This is a genomic window from Blautia sp. DFI.9.10, assembly GCF_024461705.1.
Lineage (GTDB): Bacteria > Bacillota > Clostridia > Lachnospirales > Lachnospiraceae > Blautia_A > Blautia_A fusiformis.
Window position 1 is genome coordinate 22,161 of sequence record NZ_JANGAA010000008.1, and the last position, 19,411, is coordinate 41,571.

Sequence of the window (19,411 nt, forward strand, 5' to 3'; positions counted from 1 at the left end):
CCATTATAACGCAGATGATTATAGTTTCCAATAGATAGAAGGATATAACTTTACAATTTATAAAGAAATATTATATAATCTGGTTATGATATTCCTGCGGCGGATGCGGGAGAATTTCGGGTGGAGATACAGAGACAGAATAGTTAAGACAGAAAATATGAGGTGCCAGATGGAAAAGATTCGGAAACATTTTTATTTTTCAGGAAGAGTACAGGGAGTAGGCTTTCGTTACCGCTCCTATTATATTGCACAGTCCATAGGACTGACCGGCTGGGTACGGAATCTCTGGGATGATCGTGTGGAAATGGAAGTACAGGGAACCAGAGAAGAAATCCGGGAGATGGTAGAACGCCTTTCTCAGCAGAGCTTTGTGGAGATCGAGGGGATTGAAGCGAGGGAAATTCCACTGGAGGAGGAGTTTGGCTTTCATGTGAGAGGATAGTGAAATGGCCGGTTCATTCCAGCTCCAGTGCCAGATACAACAGAACAGCGTCCCGGAATTTTCGGGGATTGAGACCACATTTTTTATAAATGTGGTTTAATTTATATTGAAGAGTATTTTTGTGGAGAAAAAGCTTCTCTGCGGCATCAGCCAGAGACATTTCCAGGGAAAAATAAGTTCGCAGAAGGTTCTTTTCATCCGGGGACAGCTGATAACCAAACAGCAGAACAGTTATTTGGCTGCTGAGCTGCGCAGAGAATATCCGCCTGACACGTAAATGAACATTTCACATTTCCGGTACACGGAATGATAGAACGGAGAGTACGGATATCAGCTTTACATAAAAATCATACAGGAGGAAAATAAAATGAAGGTAGTAACAGCGATCGATTCTTTTAAGGGCAGTATGACATCCATGGAGGCAGGCTTTGCAGCTGCTGAAGGTATCCATCGTGTGGATGCGGACGCAGAAGTTCAGGTAAGACCACTGGCAGACGGTGGAGAGGGAACCGTGGAAGCCCTTGTCGAAGGAATGAACGGAAAAACAGAGCACGTAAAGGTTACGGGGCCTCTTGGCGAGCCGGTGATCTGTGAGTATGGCATCATCGAAAGCACAAAGACCGCAGTGATCGAAATGGCTGGTGCAGCAGGGATCACGCAGGTGCCGGACGAAAAAAGAAATCCTCTTTATACCACAACCTACGGTGTCGGTGAGGTGATCAAGGACGCCATCGAAAAAGGCTGCCGCAGATTTATTGTGGGTATCGGCGGAAGCGCCACCAATGACGGTGGTGTGGGAATGCTTCAGGCACTTGGCTATGCATTTCTGGATAAAGACGGAAAGCAGGTCCTTCCGGGAGCAAGGGGCCTGAAAGACATCACAGAGATCACAGCTGCCTATGTGATCCCGGAGCTTGCAGAATGTAAATTCCGTGTTGCCTGCGATGTCACAAATCCTCTTTGCGGAGAGCTTGGATGCAGTGCCATCTACGGACCGCAGAAGGGTGCTACACCGGAGATGATCCAGGACATGGATCAGTGGCTGGGTGCTTACGCAGAGCTTGCAAAGGAGCGTTTTCCGAAAGCAGATGCAAAGTATCCGGGAACAGGTGCTGCCGGCGGAATGGGATTTGCATTCCTGACCTTTACCGATGCAGTTCTGGAATCCGGGATCAACATCGTGCTGGATGAGACAAAACTTGAGGACTACATCAAAGACGCGGATCTTGTGATCACAGGTGAGGGACGTATGGATGGACAGACAGCCATGGGAAAAGCGCCGGTAGGTGTTGCAAAGCTTGCAAAGAAATATGGCAAAAAGGTGATCGCCTTTGCAGGTGCCGTACAGCGTGACGCAAGAGCCTGCAACGATGCAGGGATCGATGCCTTTTTCCCGATCCTCCGCGGAGTGGTAACTCTGGAGGAGGCCATGAAAAATGAGAATGCCAAGCAGAATCTGGCAGATACTGCAGAGCAGGTTATCAGACTGATGAAATAAATAAAAGGCATATGATCCGTAAATTTCAGGATTCCTGCAGAAATACAGAGCGTGAGTGTCTGATCTGCTGTAAGAATAAATTTGGTGAAAGACGCTGAGAAGACATTGGATGATAATACAAAAAAGACGGGCCACCTCAGAAGCCTGTCTTTTTTGTGGTTTATAATTTGTAAAAATAAGGGAGCTGTAACCGGATTAAATCAATTTATGGGGATTTCAGTCTTATCCTTCGATCGGCTCAAAATCCACAGCGCCATGCTTGCACAGCGGGCAGATGATATCTTCCGGAAGTTCATCGCCTTCATAGATGTATCCGCAGACTTTGCATACCCAGCCTTTTTTGCCCTCGGTCTGTGGCTTTGGCTTTACATGTTTCTGGTAGTAGGTGTAAGTCATGGTATCCTGATCGCTCATGACACGGGCCTCTGTGACGCTGCAGATGAACATTCCGTGAGTGCCGAGATCCACATAGTTTTCTACCTTCAGGGACATGAAAGCATTGATATATTTGTCCAGGAATACCAGGCCGTTGTCGGAGTGGTTTACTTTCTGTCCGGCAAATTTATCGGTGCTTCTGCCGGACTGGAAGCCGAACTGCTCAAAAACAGAGAACGGAGCATCTGTGGACAGGCAGTTTACGTTCATGATACCGGTCTGCTGGATCACGTGGTGAGAGTAGTTTGCCTTGTTGATGTTGACAGCCACGCGATATGGGTTGTCGGTAAGTTGTGTAACGGTATTGACGATCAGACCGTTGTCCTTTTTGCCATCGTTGGAGGTTACCACATAGAGGCCGTAACCGATGCGGAACAGAGCAGTCATATCATTCTTGTTGGCAAGATCATCGCTTTTTGCAATGTATTCCTGGCAGAGCTCATCAGCCATAGCTTCCATCTGCCTGCGGTTTTCTTCGTTTACTGCAGACATGATCTTAACTGTGGTATTCAGCCAGCTGATCTTTTTGCATTTGGAAAGCATTTCTTTCATAACCTTCGCTGCCAGCGGTGCCCAGGTTCCGTTTTCAATCAGTCCTACCGTGCGGTTCTGGAAGTTGTGCTCTGTCAGACGGGTAATAAAGTCGTTCATAAACGGATAGATGCCTGCATTATATGTGGTGGTTGCGAGAACCAGCTTGGAGTAACGGAAAGCATCGCTCAGTGCCTGGGACATATCGTCTCTTGCAAGATCATAGACAACAACGTTTGGACATCCTTTGCTGCGGAATTTATCGGCCAACTGCTGAACGGCTATTTTTGTATGACCGTATACAGAAGTGTAGGCGATCACGATTCCGTCATCCTCCGGTGTGTAGGAAGACCAGGTATCATAGAGGCTGATATAATGTCCAAGATCTTCAGTAAGAACCGGTCCGTGGAGCGGGCAGATGGTCTGGATATCCAGAGCTGCGGCTACTTTCAGAAGGTTCTGCACCTGCACACCATATTTTCCAACGATGCCGATATAGTATCTTCTTGCCTCATCGTCCCATGGTTCCTCTGCATCCAGGGCGCCGAATTTTCCGAAGCCGTCTGCGGAAAAAAGAACCTTTTCTGTGCTGTCATAAGTGACCATAACCTCCGGCCAGTGAACCATCGGTGCAAATACAAAAGTCAGATCGTGTTTTCCAAGGGAAAGGGTTCCGCCGTTATCTACGATGATCTGATGACCTTCCAGATCCAGGTCAAAGAAGTTCTGCATCATGGCGAAGGCTTTTTTGTTGGAAACAACGATGGTGTCCGGATAAGCCTTCAGGAAGTTTGCGATGTTGGCTGCGTGATCCGGTTCCATATGCTGTACGATCAGATAATCCGGTTTCCGGTCGCCCAGAACTTTCTGGATATTATCAAGCCATTCGTGAGTAAAATTTGCATCTACCGTATCCATAACCGCAATTTTTTCGTCCAGGATCACATAGGAGTTGTAGGACATGCCGTTCGGCACTTTGTACTGGCCCTCAAAAAGGTCAACCTGATGATCATTAACGCCTACATATTTGATGGTATCTGTGATTTTCATGAGCGATTCCTCTTTTCTTTCTATGGTGGATTTATTTATATGCTTCAGTGATTTGTTTGTTTCTTAACTTTGATAAAAATATAACAGAAATTGATGGCAAAAACTGTTGCAAATACAACAAAACAGGAAAAATTTCCAGACTTTACATTTTTTTCGTGCTGGTATAAAATCAGAAACATGCAGCAAAATAAAATGCGGATAGTTGCTTTGAGAGTCCTCTTACATAGTCTTGTATACAAAGAGGAAAGTACAGATATGCGGAAGAGTATTTTGCCGGTGGGAGGAAAATTTATGGAGCATATCACTTTATTTACGGATATTTTGCCCGAAGAACAGGAAAGAATGCGTGTCTGCTTCAAAGTCCGGGAGAAAGTTTTTCAGAATGGAGAAACCATCATGGAATATTCCAGCTCCATGAAAAAGATCGGTCTGATCCAGGAGGGAAGAGCAGTTCTCTACTGCTGTGACGAGGATGGAAATGAGTATGTCATCGATGAACTGAATAAGGACAGTGTATTTGGCGAACCGTTTCTGCTTCCGTCAGATTCCCAGCATTATTATGTATGTGCCACTACCGTGACGAAGGTGCTGTTTATTGATTATGAGCATGTGATCAAGCGCTGTGAAAATGCCTGTCATCATCACAGCCAGATGGTCAGTAATCTTCTGCAGATGACAGCCCTCCGTTCCAGGCAGCAGACGGATCGGATATACATGCTTTCACGATCCTCCACCAGGAAGAAGCTGATAGCTTATCTGCATTCTCTGGCTGCGGAAAAAAATGCCGGGAAATTCAAGCTGCCCATGTCCTATACCGCACTGGCCCAGTACCTAAGTGTGGACCGTAGTGCCATGATGCGGGAAATCAAAAATCTTTCGGATGAGGGTGTGATCCGAAGAAACGGACGGAATGTGGAGTTGCTTAAATAGAGGAGAAGATCATCATGAATGTTACAGTAAGAAAATACGAAGAAAAAGATCTTCCGGATCTGATCCGGATATGGAATGAGGTTGTAGAAGACGGTGTGGCTTTTCCACAGGAAGAATGCCTTAACGAAGAGACAGGAAAAGCTTTTTTTGCAGAACAGACCTATACAGCTGCAGCAGTAGATGCGGAAAGCGGAAAAGTTTACGGACTTTACATTCTTCATCCGAATAATATCGGAAGATGCGGTCATATCTGTAACGCCAGCTATGCGGTAAGCAGAGATTCCAGAGGACTTCACATTGGAGAAAAGCTGGTATCCGATTGTCTGACCCGGGGAAAAGAGTATGGTTTTGGTGTCCTGCAGTTTAATGCGGTTGTGGCCTGCAATGTTCCTGCAAGACATCTTTATGAGAGACTTGGATTTACCCAGCTTGGCGTGATCCCGAAGGGGTTCCGTATGAAGGATGGACATTATGAGGATATCTGTCCGTATTATCATGAACTGTAAGAGAATTTTGAAAGGATTTTTAAATGAAAAATCTTCAGATCATTGCATACATGCAGCATTTTATACGGCAGCAGGTCATGCCGGGAGACATCTGTATCGATGCAACAATGGGAAATGGCAATGACACGGCTCTGTTAAGCCAGCTTGCAGGAAAAAGAGGACGGGTTCTGGCTTTTGACATTCAGAAGCAGGCACTGGAACATACGAAGGAGCGACTGAAAAGAGATAACTGTCCGGAAAATTATCAGCTTCTTCTGGAGTCTCATGAGAATATGGATGTTTATGCAGAAGAAGAAACCGTGTCTTGCATCACCTTTAATCTGGGATATCTTCCCGGCGGAGACCATTCGGTGGCGACCAGAGCAGACAGCAGCATAAGAGCGGTGGAAAGCGGACTTAAGCTTCTGAAAAAGGGCGGACTTATGACACTTTGTATTTACAGTGGCGGGGATACAGGATATCAGGAACGGGATGAGATGCTTGCGTTTATCCGTCAGCTGGATCCTCATAAATATCTGGTGATCCTGTCGGAATATGCAAACCGGCCTAATGATCCGCCCATACCGGTGCTGATCATCAAACTGCAATGAATACATAAATCGGTTACTGTCCGAAATACAGGACACAGAGCCCGGAGGAAGCTATCATGAATGATTACATATATTATTATCTGCTTGCAGTCAATATCCTGGCTTTTGTGCTTTTCGGAGTTGACAAGCAGAAAGCCCGTCGTAATAAATGGCGGATCCCGGAGAAGACCTTGATCTTAAGTGCTGTCATTGGTGGCAGCGTTGGGGCAATCCTTGGCATGAGATTTTTTCACCACAAAACCCGAAAAGCCAGATTTGCAATTGGTGTACCGGTGATACTGCTGGTGCAGATTGGTGTGGTGTGCCTGGTACAGTGGGCGATGAAGTAAAACTATGAAGGCAATAACTATAAATGCAATAACCATAAATACAATACCTGTCTGAAAAAAATAACAGCTGTCACAGGACAGAGGAGAGACCAATACTCCACGCCTGGGGCAGCTGTTATTTTTTTCATAAAAGGATGCTCAAAAATTCCTTCTTGACAAATACTTTTATGATGATATAATTTGATAATCAAAATATTTTAAGATAAAAGATAATTCAGAGAACAGCAGTACAGATTTATACAGACTGATTTAAGACAGATATCATGGAGAAAAATATGACAGGTAAAATATGTGGAACCGGTTCGTGGACACCGGACAGAGTGTGGGATAACAACGATCTGGCAAAGATGGTGGAAACCAGTGATCAGTGGATCCGGGAAAGAACCGGTGTGGTACAGAGACATATTGCAAAAGAGGACGAAGATACTGTGACGATGGCAGCGGGGGCAGCATTAAAAGCTCTGGAAGACGCAGAAATGAAGGCAGAAGAAATCGATCTGATCCTTGTGGCAACCATTTCTCCAACAGAGATCATGCCCTGTGTGGCATGTGGGGTGCAGGAGCGGCTCGGAGCGGAAAAGGCTACCTGCTTTGATCTGAACGGCGCCTGCACAGGATCTCTTCTGGCACTGAACACTGCGCAGGCATACCTGGCCCAGGGAATATATAGGAATGCCCTTGTGATCGGAGCGGAAAAACTATCCGGTTTAACGGACTGGACAGATCGTGGCACCTGCATTCTTTTCGGGGATGGTGCGGGAGCAGTCGTGCTGAGAGCAGAAGAGGGTGGAAGCTATGCACAGGTAACCCATTCCATTGGAAAAAAAGGCGGTGCACTTACCTTACAGAGCAGAAATCAGATCCGTTATGAAAATGATCCGAAGGCAAAGGAAACTTACATACAGATGAACGGAAAGGAAGTGTTCAGCTTTGCCGTGAGCAAGGTACCGGAGGCTGTGAAGGAGCTTCTTTCCCGAGAGCAGGTTTCCTGTGAAGATATCAGTTATTATCTTCTCCACCAGGCAAATGAGCGGATCATCCGTTCCGCAGCAAGGCGGCTGGGCGAAGACATTTCCAAGTTCCCTATGAATATGGACAGATACGGCAATACTTCTTCCGCAAGTCTTCTTATCCTCCTGGATGAGATGAAAAAAAGTGGAAAACTGCAGCGGGGTGACAGAATGGTCCTTGCAGGCTTCGGCGGCGGACTGACGTACGGAGCAAGCCTGATCGAGTATTAAAGCCTCTGTTAATGAATTGTTAAAATAAGGCTATGTAGTGAATGCGGATGTTTTTATCCGCTTGATCCAAATAAACCGCGGATGCTTTTATCCGCTTGATTTAATTTTCCGGAGGTAAAAGATGAAAACAAGAGTTACAGAATTACTTGGTATTGAATATCCCATCATCCAGGGCGGTATGGCCTGGGTGGCAGATCATCACATTGCGGCAGCAGTATCCGAGGCAGGCGGCCTGGGACTGATCGCAGCGGCAAACGCACCGGCAGAGTGGGTGCGTGAGCAGATCCGTGAGGCGAAAAAACTGACAGATAAGACTTTTGGTGTAAACATCATGCTGATGAGTCCAAGTGCCGATGAGGTTGCGAAGATCGTAGTAGAAGAAGGGATCAAGGTAGTAACAACCGGCGCCGGAAGCCCGGAAAAATACATGGAAGCATGGAAAGCAGCCGGAGTAAAGGTGATCCCGGTTGTTGCATCTGTAGCTCTTGCAAGAAGAATGGAGCGCTGTGGCGCAGATGCAGTGGTAGCAGAGGGAACCGAGTCTGGCGGACATATCGGTGAGACAACCACTATGGCGCTGGTACCGCAGGTCGTGGATGCAGTAAAGATCCCGGTAATTGCAGCAGGTGGAATTGCAGACGGTCGTGGGATCGCGGCAGCCTTCATGCTGGGTGCAGAAGCCGTACAGATGGGAACCCGATTTGTGGCAACAGAGGAATGTCACGTACATGAGAATTACAAACAATTCCTTCTGAAAGCTAGGGATATCGACACAAGAGTAACCGGCCGTACCACAGGTCATCCAGTCCGTACCTTAAGAAACCCTATGACAAAGGAATATCTGGAGAAAGAAGCTGCAGGTGCATCCTTTGAAGAACTGGAAATGCTGACACTTGGTGGCCTCAGGAAGGCTGTTGTTGACGGCGATGTAAAAACCGGAAGCGTTATGTCCGGACAGATCGCAGGTATGGTAAAGGATGTACCGACCTGTAAGGAGCTGATGGCAAGACTGATCAGAGAGACAAAAGAGACTGTAAAGAAAAACAGTTTTCTTGTGGAGGAATAATAAATGGGAAAAACAGCATTCATCTTTCCGGGCCAGGGTGCACAGAAGGCCGGAATGGGAAAAGATTTTTATGAGAAATACGATACAGCAAAGGATGTTTTCGACTCTGCCGGTGAGTGGCTGGATCTGGATATGAAAGCACTTTGCTTTGAAGAAAATGACAGGCTTGACCTGACTGAATATACACAGGCTGCACTGGTCACTACCTGTCTTGCCATGGAGAAGGTGGTAGAGGAGATGGGACTTCATCCAGATGTAACTGCAGGATTAAGCCTTGGCGAGTACTGCGCTATTGAAGCTGCCGGCGGCATGGAGCTGAAGGATGCTGTTACTACCGTGAGAAAAAGGGGAATCCTTATGGAGCAGGCAGTTCCGGCAGGTAAGGGAAGCATGGCAGCAGTTATGGGAATGGAGACAGAGAAGATCGAGGAAGTGCTTGCAGACATTGCAGATGTAAGCATTGCAAACTACAACTGTCCCGGCCAGATCGTGATCACAGGCCTTGCGGAGGCAGTTGCGGAAGCCTCTGAAAAGCTGAAGGCAGCCGGAGGAAGAAGAGTGATCCCGTTAAATGTCAGCGGACCGTTCCACTCCGCAATGCTTGCCACTGCAGGAAAAGAACTGGGAAAGGTTCTGGAGGGTGTCACACTTCATGAACTTAAAATCCCGTATGTGACAAACGTGACCGCAGAGTATGTGGAAGATCCGGCGGAAACAAAAGCACTTCTGGAAAAACAGATTTCTTCTTCCGTGCGTTGGCAGCAGAGTGTGGAAAATATGATCCGTCAGGGAGTAGATACATTTATTGAGATCGGACCGGGAAGAACCCTTGCCGGATTTATGAGAAAGATCGACAGAAATGTAAAAGTATATAACATCCAGACCGTAGAAGATGCAGAGAAGGTCTGCCAGGAACTGGTATAAATATTGGAAAAAAAGATAAAGAATCAAAAATAAAGCAGGCATAGTGCAGCAGACAGAAATGCCAGGTAACAAATGCGGATCACGGATGACCGCATAACATCAGAAAGGAATTCATATGTCAGAGAAAAAAATCGCAGTTGTAACAGGCGGTGCACGTGGGATCGGGAAAGCCATCGCCCTGGAGCTTGCAAAAGCAGGAAACCTTGTAGTGATCAATTATAACGGCTCAGAAGAAAAAGCCCGGGAAACAAAAGCAGAGATCGAGGCAGCCGGCGGCCAGGCAGATATCCTGCAGTGCAATGTGGCAGATTTTGATGCATGTGAAGCTTTTTTCAAAGCTGTTGCAGAGAAATACGGACGTGTTGATATCCTGGTAAATAATGCCGGAGTTACGAAGGACGGACTTCTCATGAAAATGAGTGAGGAAGATTTTTCCAGAGTTGTTGACATCAATCTGAAAGGAACCTTCAACTGCATCCGTCATGTGTCCAGAATGATGCTGAAGCAGAGAAGCGGCCGGATCATCAGCCTTTCATCGGTGGTAGGCCTTCGTGGAAATGCTGGACAGGCCAATTATGCGGCATCCAAAGCCGGGATCATCGGTCTTACAAAATCCGCTGCAAAGGAGCTGGCATCCAGAGGGATCACGGTCAACGCCATTGCACCGGGATTTATCAAAACAGACATGACGGACGTGCTTTCTGACAAAGTAAAAGAAAATATTGCGGCATCTATCCCCATGGGAAGCATGGGAACAACAGAAGACGTGGCAAAGGCAGCTGCATTTCTGGCATCAGACGGTGCACGTTACATCACAGGACAGGTACTTCGCGTAGACGGCGGAATGGCAATGTAAAGAAGGCTCCCCGGAGTCAGGAGGATAGATTGATGAAAAGACGAGTAGTAGTAACAGGACTTGGAGCAGTAACACCGATCGGAAATGATGTGGAAAGTTTCTGGAACGGAGTAAAAGAAGGAAAGGTGGGGATCGGACCGATCACCCGTTTTGATACGACCGGATACAAGGCAACACTGGCAGCAGAGCTTAAAGATTTTGTGGCAAAGGATCGCATGGATCCGAGAACTGCAAGAAGAATGGAGCCTTTTTCCCAGTATGCGGTAGCAGCTGCACTGGAAGCAGTGGAAAATTCCGGGCTTAAGATGGAAGAGGAAGATCCGTACATGGTAGGCGTTATCATCGGCTCCGGTGTGGGAAGTCTTCAGGCTACCGAGACCAATGAGAAGAAGCTTATGGAAAAAGGTCCTTCAAGAGTGGATCCGCTTCTTGTTCCGAAGATGATCACAAATATGGCAGCCGGAAATGTTTCTATCGCTACCGGCGCAAAAGGAAAATGCACCAACGTGGTAACGGCATGTGCGACAGGAACACATTGTATCGGAGATGCTTTCCGTGCCATTCAGTATGGTGATGCAGATGTAATGCTTGCCGGTGGTACAGAGGGAGCTGTTTGCCCTATCGGTATCGCAGGCTTTGCAAGCCTTACTGCACTGAGCACAAGTGAGGATCCGCTGCGTGCATCCATTCCGTTTGATAAAGACAGAGGCGGTTTTGTTATGGGCGAGGGTGCAGGTGTGGTTGTTCTGGAAGAGCTTGAGCATGCCAAAAAGAGAAATGCCAATATCCTGGCAGAGGTTGTGGGATACGGTGCAACTGCAGATGCTTTCCATATCACATCTCCGGCCGAGGACGGAAGCGGCGCCGCACGTGCTATGGAAAATGCCATGAAGGAAGCAGGTGTTGCACCGGCGCAGGTAGATTATATCAATGCACACGGAACCGGAACACATCACAATGACCTGTTTGAAACAAGAGCTATCAAGCTTGCGTTTAAGGACGCTGCCAAGGATGTAAAGATCAATTCCACAAAATCCATGGTGGGCCATCTTCTTGGCGCAGCAGGAGCTGTTGAGTTTATCGTATGCGTAAAATCCATTTTGGACGGATTTATCCATCAGACAGTGGGAACAACAGAAACAGAGGAGGAGCTTGATCTGAACTATATGATCGGCGCTCCGGCAAAACAGGAAGTTCGTTATGCAATGAGCAATTCCCTTGGATTTGGAGGACACAACGGAACATTGCTTGTAAAGAAGTATGAGGAGGACTGAAGCTATGGAATTTAACCAGATTCTTGAACTGATCGATCACGTATCTGCATCAGAGCTTACTGCCTTTACATATGAGACAGCAGATCTGACCTTAAGTATGGAGCATGGAAAGCCACAGATCATCCAGGGGGTTATGGGAGAAACTGTGGAAAACATTCCGGCAGTAGGAATGACCGGTGGAAAAGTCCGCAGGGCAGTGAATACAGCACCGGTGGCAGGCAAAGATCCTGTGGTACCGGCTTCAACAGATGAAATGGCAGTGACAGTGACAGGAAAAACTGTGGCAGAAGCACAGGGAGTGAAAGGTACTGAGCAGTCGGAAACCGTACCACAGAGCGGGGAAGATCAGACAGGCAGCCTGGTAACATCTCCGCTGGTAGGAACCTTCTATGCTGCACCGTCCCAGGATCTTCCGCCTTACGTTCAGGTGGGAGACAAGGTAAAAAAAGGACAGGTTCTTGCAATCGTGGAAGCTATGAAGCTGATGAATGAGATCGAAAGTGATTTTGACGGCGAGATCGCAGAGATCTATGTGGAGAACGGACAGCCGGTAGAATACGGTCAGAAGCTTTTCCGTATCCGATAAGTACCTTCAGATCAGAATCAGAGAATAAGAAAAATTATTGTTTCAGGAGGATAGAGAATGAAGCATCTTGATGTAAAACAGATCGAGGAGATCATTCCACACAGACATCCGTTTCTGCTTGTGGACTATATTGAAGATTATGAGCCGGGTGAATTTGCTGTCGGATATAAATGTGTGACCTTCCGCGAGGATTTTTTTCGGGGACATTTTCCCCAGGAGCCGGTAATGCCGGGTGTTCTGATGGTAGAAGCGCTGGCACAGGTGGGTGCGGTAGCCATTCTTTCCCTGGAGGACATGAAGGGAAAAACCGCTTATTTCGGAGGCATCAACAAGTGTAAATTCCGCAGAAAGGTAGCTCCGGGAGACAAGCTCCGTCTTGAAACAAAGATCATCCGCAGAAAGGGTCCTGTAGGCATTGGTTCTGCAGTGGCATCTGTGGATGGCGAGGTTGCCGTAGAGGCTGAGCTTACATTTATGATCGGGTAAGGTGATTGTATGATTCGAAAGTTACTGATCGCCAACAGAGGCGAGATCGCGGTGCGTATTATCCGTGCCTGCAGAGAAATGGGAATTGCCACAGTGGCGGTTTATTCTGAGGCAGATGAGGAAAGCCTTCACACACAGCTGGCGGACGAAGCAATCTGTATCGGACCGGGGCCATCTGCACAGAGCTATCTGAATATGGAACAGATCATCAGTGCAACCATGGTTTCCGGTGCGGATGCCATTCATCCGGGATTTGGCTTTCTTTCTGAAAATGCCAGATTTGCGGAGCTCTGTGAAAAATGCGGGATCACATTTGTGGGTCCTCCATCAAAGGTCATCCGTATGCTGGGCAATAAAAAAATTGCAAGAAGCACCATGATCGCAGCTGGTGTTCCGGTAGTTCCGGGCAGCGAAGGGGATGTGGAGGATATTGAAACCGGTCTTAAGGAAGCTGAGAGAATCGGTTATCCGGTGATCATCAAGGCAGCTCTTGGCGGTGGCGGAAAAGGCATGCGTGTGGCAAACACACCGGAGGAATTTCCGGAAGCCTATGCAACCGCCAGAAAAGAGTCTGAGATCGCTTTTGGCGACGGTACCATGTATATTGAACATTTCGTGGTAAATCCGAGACATATTGAGTTTCAGATCCTTGCAGACAGCTTCGGAAATGTGATCCATCTGGGAGAGCGTGACTGCTCCATCCAGAGAAATCATCAGAAGATGATCGAGGAATCTCCAAGTGCTGCAGTTTCTCCGGAATTAAGAGAAAAAATGGGGCATGCGGCGGTGACGGCGGCGAAAGCAGCCGGTTATGTAAATGCGGGAACGATCGAATTTCTTCTGGAACCGGATGGAAAATTCTGGTTTATGGAAATGAATACAAGGATCCAGGTGGAGCATCCGGTGACAGAGTGGGTAACAGGTATCGATCTTGTAAAGGAGCAGCTGAAGATCGCTTCCGGAATGCCTCTTGAGATCGCTCAGGAGGATGTCCGGATCCAGGGACACGCCATTGAGTGCAGGATCAATGCTGAAAATCCCCAGAAAAATTTCCGCCCTTCGCCGGGAACTATCCAGGGAGCGCATTTTCCGGGAGGAAACGGGATCCGTGTGGATACCTGTGTGTATAACGGCTGTAAGATCCCGCCATATTATGATTCCATGCTTGCGAAGCTGATCGTTCATGCAGGTAACCGGAAAGAAGCCATTGCAAAAATGCAGAGTGCTCTTGGTGAGGTGATCATTGACGGAATCGATACAAATATTGACTATCAGTACGAAATCCTGAAAGATGAGGATTATCAGTCCGGAAATTTTGACACTGGCTTTCTTGCCAGCCATATCATTGCGGGAGTGAAGATCAATGAGAATTAAGCACATGTTCAAAAAAACAGTCAGGGATATCCGGGGTGAAGAACAGGAAAACATTCCGGAGGTGCCGGATAACCTGATGCGTAAATGCAACGCCTGCAAAGCGGCGGTTTTTGTAGACGAGGTAAAGCAGAATCAATACATCTGTCCCCACTGCGGAAATTATTTCCATGTACCCGCTTACCGTCGGATCAAACTGATCGCAGATAGAAAGAGTTTTGTAGAGTGGGATGCTCACATGGAAGAACAGAATCCCCTTCAGTACAGAGGCTACGAAGAAAAGCTCCAGGGGCTTCGTGAAAAGACAGGGCTTGATGAGGCTGTAGTTACCGGAAAGTGTACTATAAAAGGGACACCTGTGGCACTTGGTGTCTGTGACTGTCGTTTCATGATGTCCAGTATGGGAGAAGTCGTGGGGGAAAAGATCACGCGGGCTTTTGAACGTGCCACAGAGGAGAAGCTGCCGGTAATCCTCTATATCTGTTCCGGCGGTGCCAGAATGCAGGAGGGCCTGGTTTCCCTGATGCAGATGGCAAAAACCAGTATGGCCATCCGGAAGCACAGCGATGCTGGACTTCTTTATGTGCCGGTCCTCACAGACCCGACAACAGGCGGCGTGACGGCAAGCTTTGCTATGCTGGGAGATATTATCCTGGCAGAGCCGAAAGCGCTGATCGGTTTTGCAGGTCCCAGAGTGATCGAACAGACCATCGGGCAAAAGCTTCCCAAAGGCTTCCAGAGAGCGGAATTTCTTCTGGAACACGGCTTTGTGGACAAGATCGTAAAGCGTGAGGAGCAGAGGATCGTATTGGCGGATATTCTGAGATTACATCAGGATAAAGTCCTGAATAATGTACAGTCCAATAATACGGACATTAAAAATGGGTTCAAGTCTGACAATCAGGAATCGATGAAAACTGTTGAGGAAGATAATAGGATCTGGCCGGACTTCGTTCCATCCGGAGATTTCACTCCCTGGGAACATGTTCAGCTTGCCAGAGCCAAAACACGTCCTACAGGAAAGGACTACATCGAAGCGCTTTTTGACGATTTCATGGAATTTCACGGAGACCGTCACTGCGGGGATGATCCGGCAGTGATCGGTGGTGTGGCATTTTTCCACGGACAGCCGGTAACTGTCCTTGCACAGGAAAAAGGAGAGGGTACAAAGGAAAACATTACCCGGAATTTCGGAATGGTATCTCCGGAGGGGTACTGGAAATCCCTGCGCCTGATGCAGCAGGCAGAGAAATTTCACCGTCCGGTGATCTGCCTTGTAGATACACCAGGCGCATTCTGCGGGCTGGAAGCAGAGGAACGTGGACAGGGTGAAGCCATTGCAAAAAATCTCTATACACTGGCAGGTCTCACAGTGCCGGTGCTTTCCGTTGTGATCGGTGAAGGCGGAAGCGGAGGTGCCCTTGCCTTGGCGGTGGCAGATGAGGTATGGATGCTGGAGCATTCCGTTTATTCCATCCTGTCCCCGGAGGGCTTTGCCTCCATTCTCTGGAAAGACAGCAAAAAGGCAAAGGAAGCAGCAGCAGTGATGAAGCTCACAGCTGCAGACCTTTACCAGATGGGGATGATCGAGCATGTGATTCCGGAAGCAGAGCCTGTAAGCCGTGAGAACATAAATGATATCGCAGGTTATCTGGAAAACGGAATTGCGGATTTTCTTGAGAAATATGGCGAAGAAGAGCCGGAGAAGCTTCTGGAACATCGCTATGAACGTTTCCGGAAAATGTAGAAGCAATAAGTGCAGTGATTTTGTAGCCCGCAAAGTAAAAATCCAGTGGAAAAAATGCCATATTTATGTTACGATGGCTTCATAAACAGAGAACCGGAGAAGCCTTTTTGCTCCGGAGAAACAGGAGCGGGTAGAGTGGACAATCGGGAAGTTATAAATGACGTGCTGGTGAATCTGTTCAATGAGATCCTCCGACTGGAGGAGGAAGCCATCATCACAGATAAATATAAAGATATTTCCAACAATGATATGCACATTATCGAGGCTGTAGGTCTTGGAGGGGGGAACATGTCCTCCATTGCAGCCAAGCTTAAGATCACCGTAGGCTCCCTCACAACATCTATGAACAGTCTTGTAAAAAAAGGCTATGTGAAGAGAGAACGAAGTGAGAAGGACCGGCGTGTGGTATTTATTCAGCTTACAAATAAGGGACGTATGGCATATCATCATCATGCGGAGTTTCACAGGCAGATGACAGAAGCGGTGATCGCAGAGCTGAATGAGAATGAGACAGAAGTGCTGGTAAAAGCACTGGACGGACTGCGTAAATTTTTCAGACAGTATCATGAACAATAAAGAAACGTATAATAAAAGCATCCGGATCGGTAATAAAGGACAATTACCGATCCGGATGCTTTTTGCATAACAGGTATTTTCGACACGGACATTTATTGAAAATGATATTAAATGTCGCCTTTGTTTTTGTGGTACGAGAGTTTATTCGTCCCAGCCATCCTGGAAGCGGATATTTACAGAGATATTGCGGACAACGTCTCCCTCCTGAAGCTCCAGATCGCTCTCATCGGAAACCGGAGGAAGCTTTCCCTCAAATTCCATAAGCTCTGTGTAGATCCAGTCGTATGCAGCTGCATTGGCATTTTCGATGGCATCATCCAGCGTGTCACCGTTGGCTTCACAGCAGGCAAGATCCGGAAAAAAAGCATTGTATTTTTTGTCCTCTGTGGGACGGAAAACTGCGGGATATATAAATTTCATAGGTAAGATTCCTTTCTTTTTTAAAATGAAGTGATCCGTGTAATACCATGAATATGGATAGTTTTACCTGACCTAGTACAGCGAATATTAAGTAACCGCCATATTGACTTGTCTGATTTTTCATCTGCTGCGTTGTCGTCAATCGTCGTAGCCACCGCTACGCCTCATTCCTCCGCCTTGCAGATGAAGAAATCATCCTGCGTCAATATGGCAGAAACTTAATTTTCGCTGTACTAGTAAGTATATACTAATTTCAGAATGAGGGCAAGCGAGTTCATGATCCAATGAAAGATCTAAATAAGAACAGCAGAGTTTTGGGGATACTATAATCAGAAAATTGTCGTATATAAGTAAAAATGATAGATATATAACCCTTTTTATCCTTGTATATAGGAAATATAGATGCTATACTGTGTAATACAGAGTATGAACGGGGGTTCGAAAGACCTGACGGGAGGCACAGCTATGATTTATACAGCTTTGACGAAAAAAGCTATGAAGGTGGCGTACGAGGCACATCATGGACAGACAGATCGAAGCGGGACACCTTATATCTTTCATCCATTTCACGTAGCGGAGCAGATGGATGATGAACTCAGTGTATGTACGGCACTTCTGCACGATGTGATAGAAGATACAGAGATCACATTTGAGGATCTTGCCGGAGAATTTCCGGAAGAGGTTGTGGAGGCCTTACGTTGTCTTACAAGAGATAAGAATATGAATTATTTCGATTATATCCGGAAGCTCCGGAAGAATCCGATCGCAAAAAAAGTGAAGCAGGCTGATCTGCTCCACAATTCTGATGTAACACGTCTTTCTGACTGCGAAAATATGTCTGCTGAACAGATATCACGGCTGCATGGAAGATATAAACGGGCTTTGGAGATACTTCATGATGCCAGGTGATACTATTTTCACACAAGTCATTTATTGACCTTTATTCAGTTTTTTCATGCGCATGGTCCACACAAAATATCCGTGACCTCAGATATTATTGTGGATCTTCTTAGTGGAAGTATGGATTTCTTGCATTGATCTCTATGTAGCATTTGATCGCATATTTGATAAATTCTATGATTTTTTTCATTTTATTTTCCTCCTCTTTTCTTTAACTTACAAATGCATTATAATAAACTCTCGGAAATATTACGTGCCAAAAACACAGAAAAAGTAGTCAAATATTGCGGAGAGAAAAATCCATGTTTCCAGTATACGAAGAAAAAAAGAAGAATCTCCATATTCATCTGCGGACCTCAGCCCATGCTTCACCCCATCTTCATAACTCCATAGAGTTTATCTATATCACAGAGGGAACTCTGGAGCTTGGTATGGGACAGGAGCTTTATCATATGGAAGAGGGAGATCTTGCAGTGATCTTTCCGGATGTGATTCATCACTATCAGGTGTTCTCTACGGGAGAAAACAAAGCAGTCTATCTCTGGGCAAAGCCGGTATTGACTGGTCAGTTTGCGGATATCATCCAGAACAGCTGTCCGGAAGACCCGGTTATAAAAAAGGAGCAGGTGCATCCGGATATTCTAAATGCGGTACGGTGTCTCAGGGCAAACCGCAAGGAGAAGGATGATAATCTTGCAGTGGAACAGGCGTATGTGCAGATCCCGGGATTTGAAAGTCAGAGGACTTTTAACCGGGTATTCCGGGAACGGTACCGGATGACACCAAGAGAATACAGAACATTATATAAGGAAAAATATTTACGAGAGGAACAGACATGATCACAGTAGAGCTGGAACATTTCAGCCTTGATAAAATATGCGATTCCGGACAGTGCTTCCGGATGAGAAAGCTTGGAGACGGACATTTTTCCATGGTGGCGGGAGACCAGTATCTGGAAATGTATCAGAAAGACGGAGTGGTGGATTTCTGCTGCTCTCAGGAGGAATTTATCTGTTACTGGGTGCTTTATTTTGATCTGGATACGGATTATGAAGCTTACATGAATGCTGCTAATCCACGAGATAAATATCTAGGTGCCGCAATAAAGGCAGGAGACGGGATACGGATATTAAGACAGGATCTCTGGGAAATGATCGTTACGTTTCTGATATCTCAGCAGAACAATATCAAGCGTATCCGCAAATGTATCGAAACCATCTGCCGGAAGTACGGAGAGCGAAAAAATTCATCTTCAGGTGTGGAATACTACGCTTTTCCGACTGTAGAGGCGCTGAGTCAAGCAACGGAAGAGGAGTTAAGAGGATGCGGCCTGGGATACCGGGCAAAATATATCGCGGTAACGGCCAGGACCATTGCATCCGGTCAGATCTCTCTGGAAAAAATCTATGATATGCGTTACCCTCAGGCAAAGAAGGAGCTGATGAAGCTCTGTGGTGTGGGAGAAAAGGTAGCTGAGTGTATCTGCCTGTTTGCACTGCATCATATGGATGCTTTTCCCATAGATACCCACATCCGTCAGGTCATGGACGTGCATTACAAAAGAGGATTTCCCAATCGCAGATACAGAGGAATGCGTGGAATCATGCAGCAGTATATTTTTTACTATGACTTGTACTCATAGACTGCGGATGC

General features: G+C 46.7%; 22 protein-coding genes. 19 read left to right on the forward strand and 3 right to left on the reverse strand.

Annotation, left to right across the window (positions count from 1 at the left end; genetic code table 11):
- Positions 1 to 169: 169 nt before the first annotated feature.
- Positions 170 to 442 carry an acylphosphatase gene (locus NE671_RS06610; protein ID WP_114001527.1) on the forward strand — a complete coding sequence of 91 codons (273 nt, stop codon included), beginning with the start codon at positions 170 to 172 and terminating at the stop codon, positions 440 to 442.
- A 13-nt stretch (positions 443 to 455) separates the two neighbouring features.
- On the opposite strand, the gene NE671_RS16015 is transcribed toward NE671_RS06610, so the two are convergent.
- Positions 456 to 704, reverse strand: coding sequence for a helix-turn-helix domain-containing protein (locus NE671_RS16015; protein ID WP_334296146.1), 249 nt, complete (start codon positions 702 to 704; stop codon positions 456 to 458).
- A gap of 105 nt (positions 705 to 809) precedes the next feature.
- On the opposite strand from NE671_RS16015, the gene NE671_RS06620 reads away from it, so the two are divergent.
- Positions 810 to 1,940, forward strand: a complete 1,131-nt coding sequence (locus NE671_RS06620; protein WP_173740368.1) for a glycerate kinase family protein — start codon at positions 810 to 812, stop codon at positions 1,938 to 1,940.
- Positions 1,941 to 2,162: 222 nt separating this feature from the next.
- Here NE671_RS06620 and NE671_RS06625 read toward each other — a convergent pair whose 3' ends face one another.
- Positions 2,163 to 3,956 (reverse strand): flavin reductase, encoded by a 1,794-nt coding sequence (locus NE671_RS06625; RefSeq protein WP_173740369.1) that lies wholly within the window; start codon positions 3,954 to 3,956, stop codon positions 2,163 to 2,165.
- A gap of 291 nt (positions 3,957 to 4,247) precedes the next feature.
- On the opposite strand from NE671_RS06625, the gene NE671_RS06630 reads away from it, so the two are divergent.
- The 14 genes from NE671_RS06630 to NE671_RS06695 all read left to right on the forward strand — a co-directional run bounded on the left by NE671_RS06630 (position 4,248) and on the right by NE671_RS06695 (position 16,438).
- Positions 4,248 to 4,886: a Crp/Fnr family transcriptional regulator gene (locus NE671_RS06630; RefSeq protein ID WP_173740370.1), complete on the forward strand. Its 639-nt coding sequence runs from the start codon at positions 4,248 to 4,250 to the stop codon at positions 4,884 to 4,886.
- 14 nt (positions 4,887 to 4,900) lie between these two features.
- Positions 4,901 to 5,392, forward strand: a complete 492-nt coding sequence (locus tag NE671_RS06635; RefSeq protein ID WP_173740371.1) for a GNAT family N-acetyltransferase — start codon at positions 4,901 to 4,903, stop codon at positions 5,390 to 5,392.
- A gap of 23 nt (positions 5,393 to 5,415) precedes the next feature.
- Positions 5,416 to 5,982: a class I SAM-dependent methyltransferase gene (locus NE671_RS06640; protein WP_173740372.1), complete on the forward strand. Its 567-nt coding sequence runs from the start codon at positions 5,416 to 5,418 to the stop codon at positions 5,980 to 5,982.
- A gap of 56 nt (positions 5,983 to 6,038) precedes the next feature.
- Entirely contained in the window at positions 6,039 to 6,311 is a 273-nt protein-coding gene (locus tag NE671_RS06645) for a DUF1294 domain-containing protein (RefSeq protein ID WP_022427174.1), read from the forward strand.
- A 275-nt stretch (positions 6,312 to 6,586) separates the two neighbouring features.
- On the forward strand, positions 6,587 to 7,552 hold the full coding sequence (locus NE671_RS06650) for a beta-ketoacyl-ACP synthase III (protein WP_173740373.1): 966 nt from the start codon (positions 6,587 to 6,589) through the stop codon (positions 7,550 to 7,552).
- Between the two features lie 121 nt (positions 7,553 to 7,673).
- The gene (gene fabK, locus NE671_RS06655; protein WP_015525538.1) at positions 7,674 to 8,618 is read left to right on the forward strand and encodes an enoyl-[acyl-carrier-protein] reductase FabK; all 945 of its coding nucleotides are present in this window, start codon (positions 7,674 to 7,676) and stop codon (positions 8,616 to 8,618) included.
- A 3-nt stretch (positions 8,619 to 8,621) separates the two neighbouring features.
- Positions 8,622 to 9,542 carry an ACP S-malonyltransferase gene (gene fabD / locus NE671_RS06660; protein ID WP_092071748.1) on the forward strand — a complete coding sequence of 307 codons (921 nt, stop codon included), beginning with the start codon at positions 8,622 to 8,624 and terminating at the stop codon, positions 9,540 to 9,542.
- A gap of 115 nt (positions 9,543 to 9,657) precedes the next feature.
- Positions 9,658 to 10,398: a 3-oxoacyl-[acyl-carrier-protein] reductase gene (gene fabG, locus NE671_RS06665; protein ID WP_015525540.1), complete on the forward strand. Its 741-nt coding sequence runs from the start codon at positions 9,658 to 9,660 to the stop codon at positions 10,396 to 10,398.
- Positions 10,399 to 10,430: 32 nt separating this feature from the next.
- A complete protein-coding gene (gene fabF / locus NE671_RS06670; RefSeq protein ID WP_015525541.1) occupies positions 10,431 to 11,672 on the forward strand; it encodes a beta-ketoacyl-ACP synthase II in 1,242 nt (413 codons plus the stop codon).
- Positions 11,673 to 11,676: 4 nt separating this feature from the next.
- Entirely contained in the window at positions 11,677 to 12,258 is a 582-nt protein-coding gene (accB, locus tag NE671_RS06675; RefSeq protein ID WP_110925794.1) for an acetyl-CoA carboxylase biotin carboxyl carrier protein, read from the forward strand.
- Between the two features lie 57 nt (positions 12,259 to 12,315).
- Positions 12,316 to 12,744 carry a 3-hydroxyacyl-ACP dehydratase FabZ gene (gene fabZ, locus NE671_RS06680; RefSeq protein WP_015525544.1) on the forward strand — a complete coding sequence of 143 codons (429 nt, stop codon included), beginning with the start codon at positions 12,316 to 12,318 and terminating at the stop codon, positions 12,742 to 12,744.
- 9 nt (positions 12,745 to 12,753) lie between these two features.
- Positions 12,754 to 14,118 carry an acetyl-CoA carboxylase biotin carboxylase subunit gene (locus NE671_RS06685; protein WP_015525545.1) on the forward strand — a complete coding sequence of 455 codons (1,365 nt, stop codon included), beginning with the start codon at positions 12,754 to 12,756 and terminating at the stop codon, positions 14,116 to 14,118.
- The gene (locus NE671_RS06690; protein WP_059086224.1) at positions 14,108 to 15,862 is read left to right on the forward strand and encodes an acetyl-CoA carboxylase carboxyl transferase subunit; all 1,755 of its coding nucleotides are present in this window, start codon (positions 14,108 to 14,110) and stop codon (positions 15,860 to 15,862) included. Before NE671_RS06685 ends, NE671_RS06690 begins: the two co-directional genes overlap by 11 nt.
- Positions 15,863 to 15,997: 135 nt before the next feature.
- Positions 15,998 to 16,438 carry a MarR family winged helix-turn-helix transcriptional regulator gene (locus NE671_RS06695; RefSeq protein ID WP_022427168.1) on the forward strand — a complete coding sequence of 147 codons (441 nt, stop codon included), beginning with the start codon at positions 15,998 to 16,000 and terminating at the stop codon, positions 16,436 to 16,438.
- 141 nt (positions 16,439 to 16,579) lie between these two features.
- Here NE671_RS06695 and NE671_RS06700 read toward each other — a convergent pair whose 3' ends face one another.
- Positions 16,580 to 16,858: a type II toxin-antitoxin system HicB family antitoxin gene (locus tag NE671_RS06700; RefSeq protein WP_015525547.1), complete on the reverse strand. Its 279-nt coding sequence runs from the start codon at positions 16,856 to 16,858 to the stop codon at positions 16,580 to 16,582.
- Positions 16,859 to 17,323: 465 nt separating this feature from the next.
- On the opposite strand from NE671_RS06700, the gene NE671_RS06705 reads away from it, so the two are divergent.
- From NE671_RS06705 to NE671_RS06715, 3 genes are all read left to right on the forward strand, one after another.
- Entirely contained in the window at positions 17,324 to 17,767 is a 444-nt protein-coding gene (locus tag NE671_RS06705) for an HD domain-containing protein (protein WP_161209168.1), read from the forward strand.
- A gap of 293 nt (positions 17,768 to 18,060) precedes the next feature.
- Positions 18,061 to 18,597, forward strand: coding sequence for an AraC family transcriptional regulator (locus tag NE671_RS06710; protein WP_173740374.1), 537 nt, complete (start codon positions 18,061 to 18,063; stop codon positions 18,595 to 18,597).
- Complete coding sequence (locus NE671_RS06715; protein WP_173740375.1) at positions 18,594 to 19,400, forward strand: DNA-3-methyladenine glycosylase family protein; 807 nt, start codon at positions 18,594 to 18,596, stop codon at positions 19,398 to 19,400. The genes NE671_RS06710 and NE671_RS06715 overlap by 4 nt, the downstream gene beginning before the upstream one ends.
- Positions 19,401 to 19,411: the final 11 nt, after the last annotated feature.

What these genes read in the sequence shown, in the direction of transcription:
- fabZ (WP_015525544.1), top strand. Translation starts at nt 12,316, where the DNA reads ATGAAGCATCTTGATGTAAAACAGATCGAGGAGATCATTCCACACAGA.
- NE671_RS06640 (WP_173740372.1), top strand. Translation starts at nt 5,416, where the DNA reads ATGAAAAATCTTCAGATCATTGCATACATGCAGCATTTTATACGGCAG.
- fabD (WP_092071748.1), top strand. Translation starts at nt 8,622, where the DNA reads ATGGGAAAAACAGCATTCATCTTTCCGGGCCAGGGTGCACAGAAGGCC.
- NE671_RS06620 (WP_173740368.1), top strand. Translation starts at nt 810, where the DNA reads ATGAAGGTAGTAACAGCGATCGATTCTTTTAAGGGCAGTATGACATCC.
- NE671_RS06710 (WP_173740374.1), top strand. Translation starts at nt 18,061, where the DNA reads ATGTTTCCAGTATACGAAGAAAAAAAGAAGAATCTCCATATTCATCTG.
- accB (WP_110925794.1), top strand. Translation starts at nt 11,677, where the DNA reads ATGGAATTTAACCAGATTCTTGAACTGATCGATCACGTATCTGCATCA.
- NE671_RS06650 (WP_173740373.1), top strand. Translation starts at nt 6,587, where the DNA reads ATGACAGGTAAAATATGTGGAACCGGTTCGTGGACACCGGACAGAGTG.
- NE671_RS06630 (WP_173740370.1), top strand. Translation starts at nt 4,248, where the DNA reads ATGGAGCATATCACTTTATTTACGGATATTTTGCCCGAAGAACAGGAA.
- NE671_RS06690 (WP_059086224.1), top strand. Translation starts at nt 14,108, where the DNA reads ATGAGAATTAAGCACATGTTCAAAAAAACAGTCAGGGATATCCGGGGT.
- fabK (WP_015525538.1), top strand. Translation starts at nt 7,674, where the DNA reads ATGAAAACAAGAGTTACAGAATTACTTGGTATTGAATATCCCATCATC.
- NE671_RS06645 (WP_022427174.1), top strand. Translation starts at nt 6,039, where the DNA reads ATGAATGATTACATATATTATTATCTGCTTGCAGTCAATATCCTGGCT.
- NE671_RS06700 (WP_015525547.1), bottom strand. Translation starts at nt 16,858, where the DNA reads ATGAAATTTATATATCCCGCAGTTTTCCGTCCCACAGAGGACAAAAAA.
- NE671_RS06705 (WP_161209168.1), top strand. Translation starts at nt 17,324, where the DNA reads ATGATTTATACAGCTTTGACGAAAAAAGCTATGAAGGTGGCGTACGAG.
- fabF (WP_015525541.1), top strand. Translation starts at nt 10,431, where the DNA reads ATGAAAAGACGAGTAGTAGTAACAGGACTTGGAGCAGTAACACCGATC.
- NE671_RS06625 (WP_173740369.1), bottom strand. Translation starts at nt 3,956, where the DNA reads ATGAAAATCACAGATACCATCAAATATGTAGGCGTTAATGATCATCAG.
- NE671_RS06610 (WP_114001527.1), top strand. Translation starts at nt 170, where the DNA reads ATGGAAAAGATTCGGAAACATTTTTATTTTTCAGGAAGAGTACAGGGA.
- NE671_RS06635 (WP_173740371.1), top strand. Translation starts at nt 4,901, where the DNA reads ATGAATGTTACAGTAAGAAAATACGAAGAAAAAGATCTTCCGGATCTG.
- NE671_RS06715 (WP_173740375.1), top strand. Translation starts at nt 18,594, where the DNA reads ATGATCACAGTAGAGCTGGAACATTTCAGCCTTGATAAAATATGCGAT.
- NE671_RS06685 (WP_015525545.1), top strand. Translation starts at nt 12,754, where the DNA reads ATGATTCGAAAGTTACTGATCGCCAACAGAGGCGAGATCGCGGTGCGT.
- fabG (WP_015525540.1), top strand. Translation starts at nt 9,658, where the DNA reads ATGTCAGAGAAAAAAATCGCAGTTGTAACAGGCGGTGCACGTGGGATC.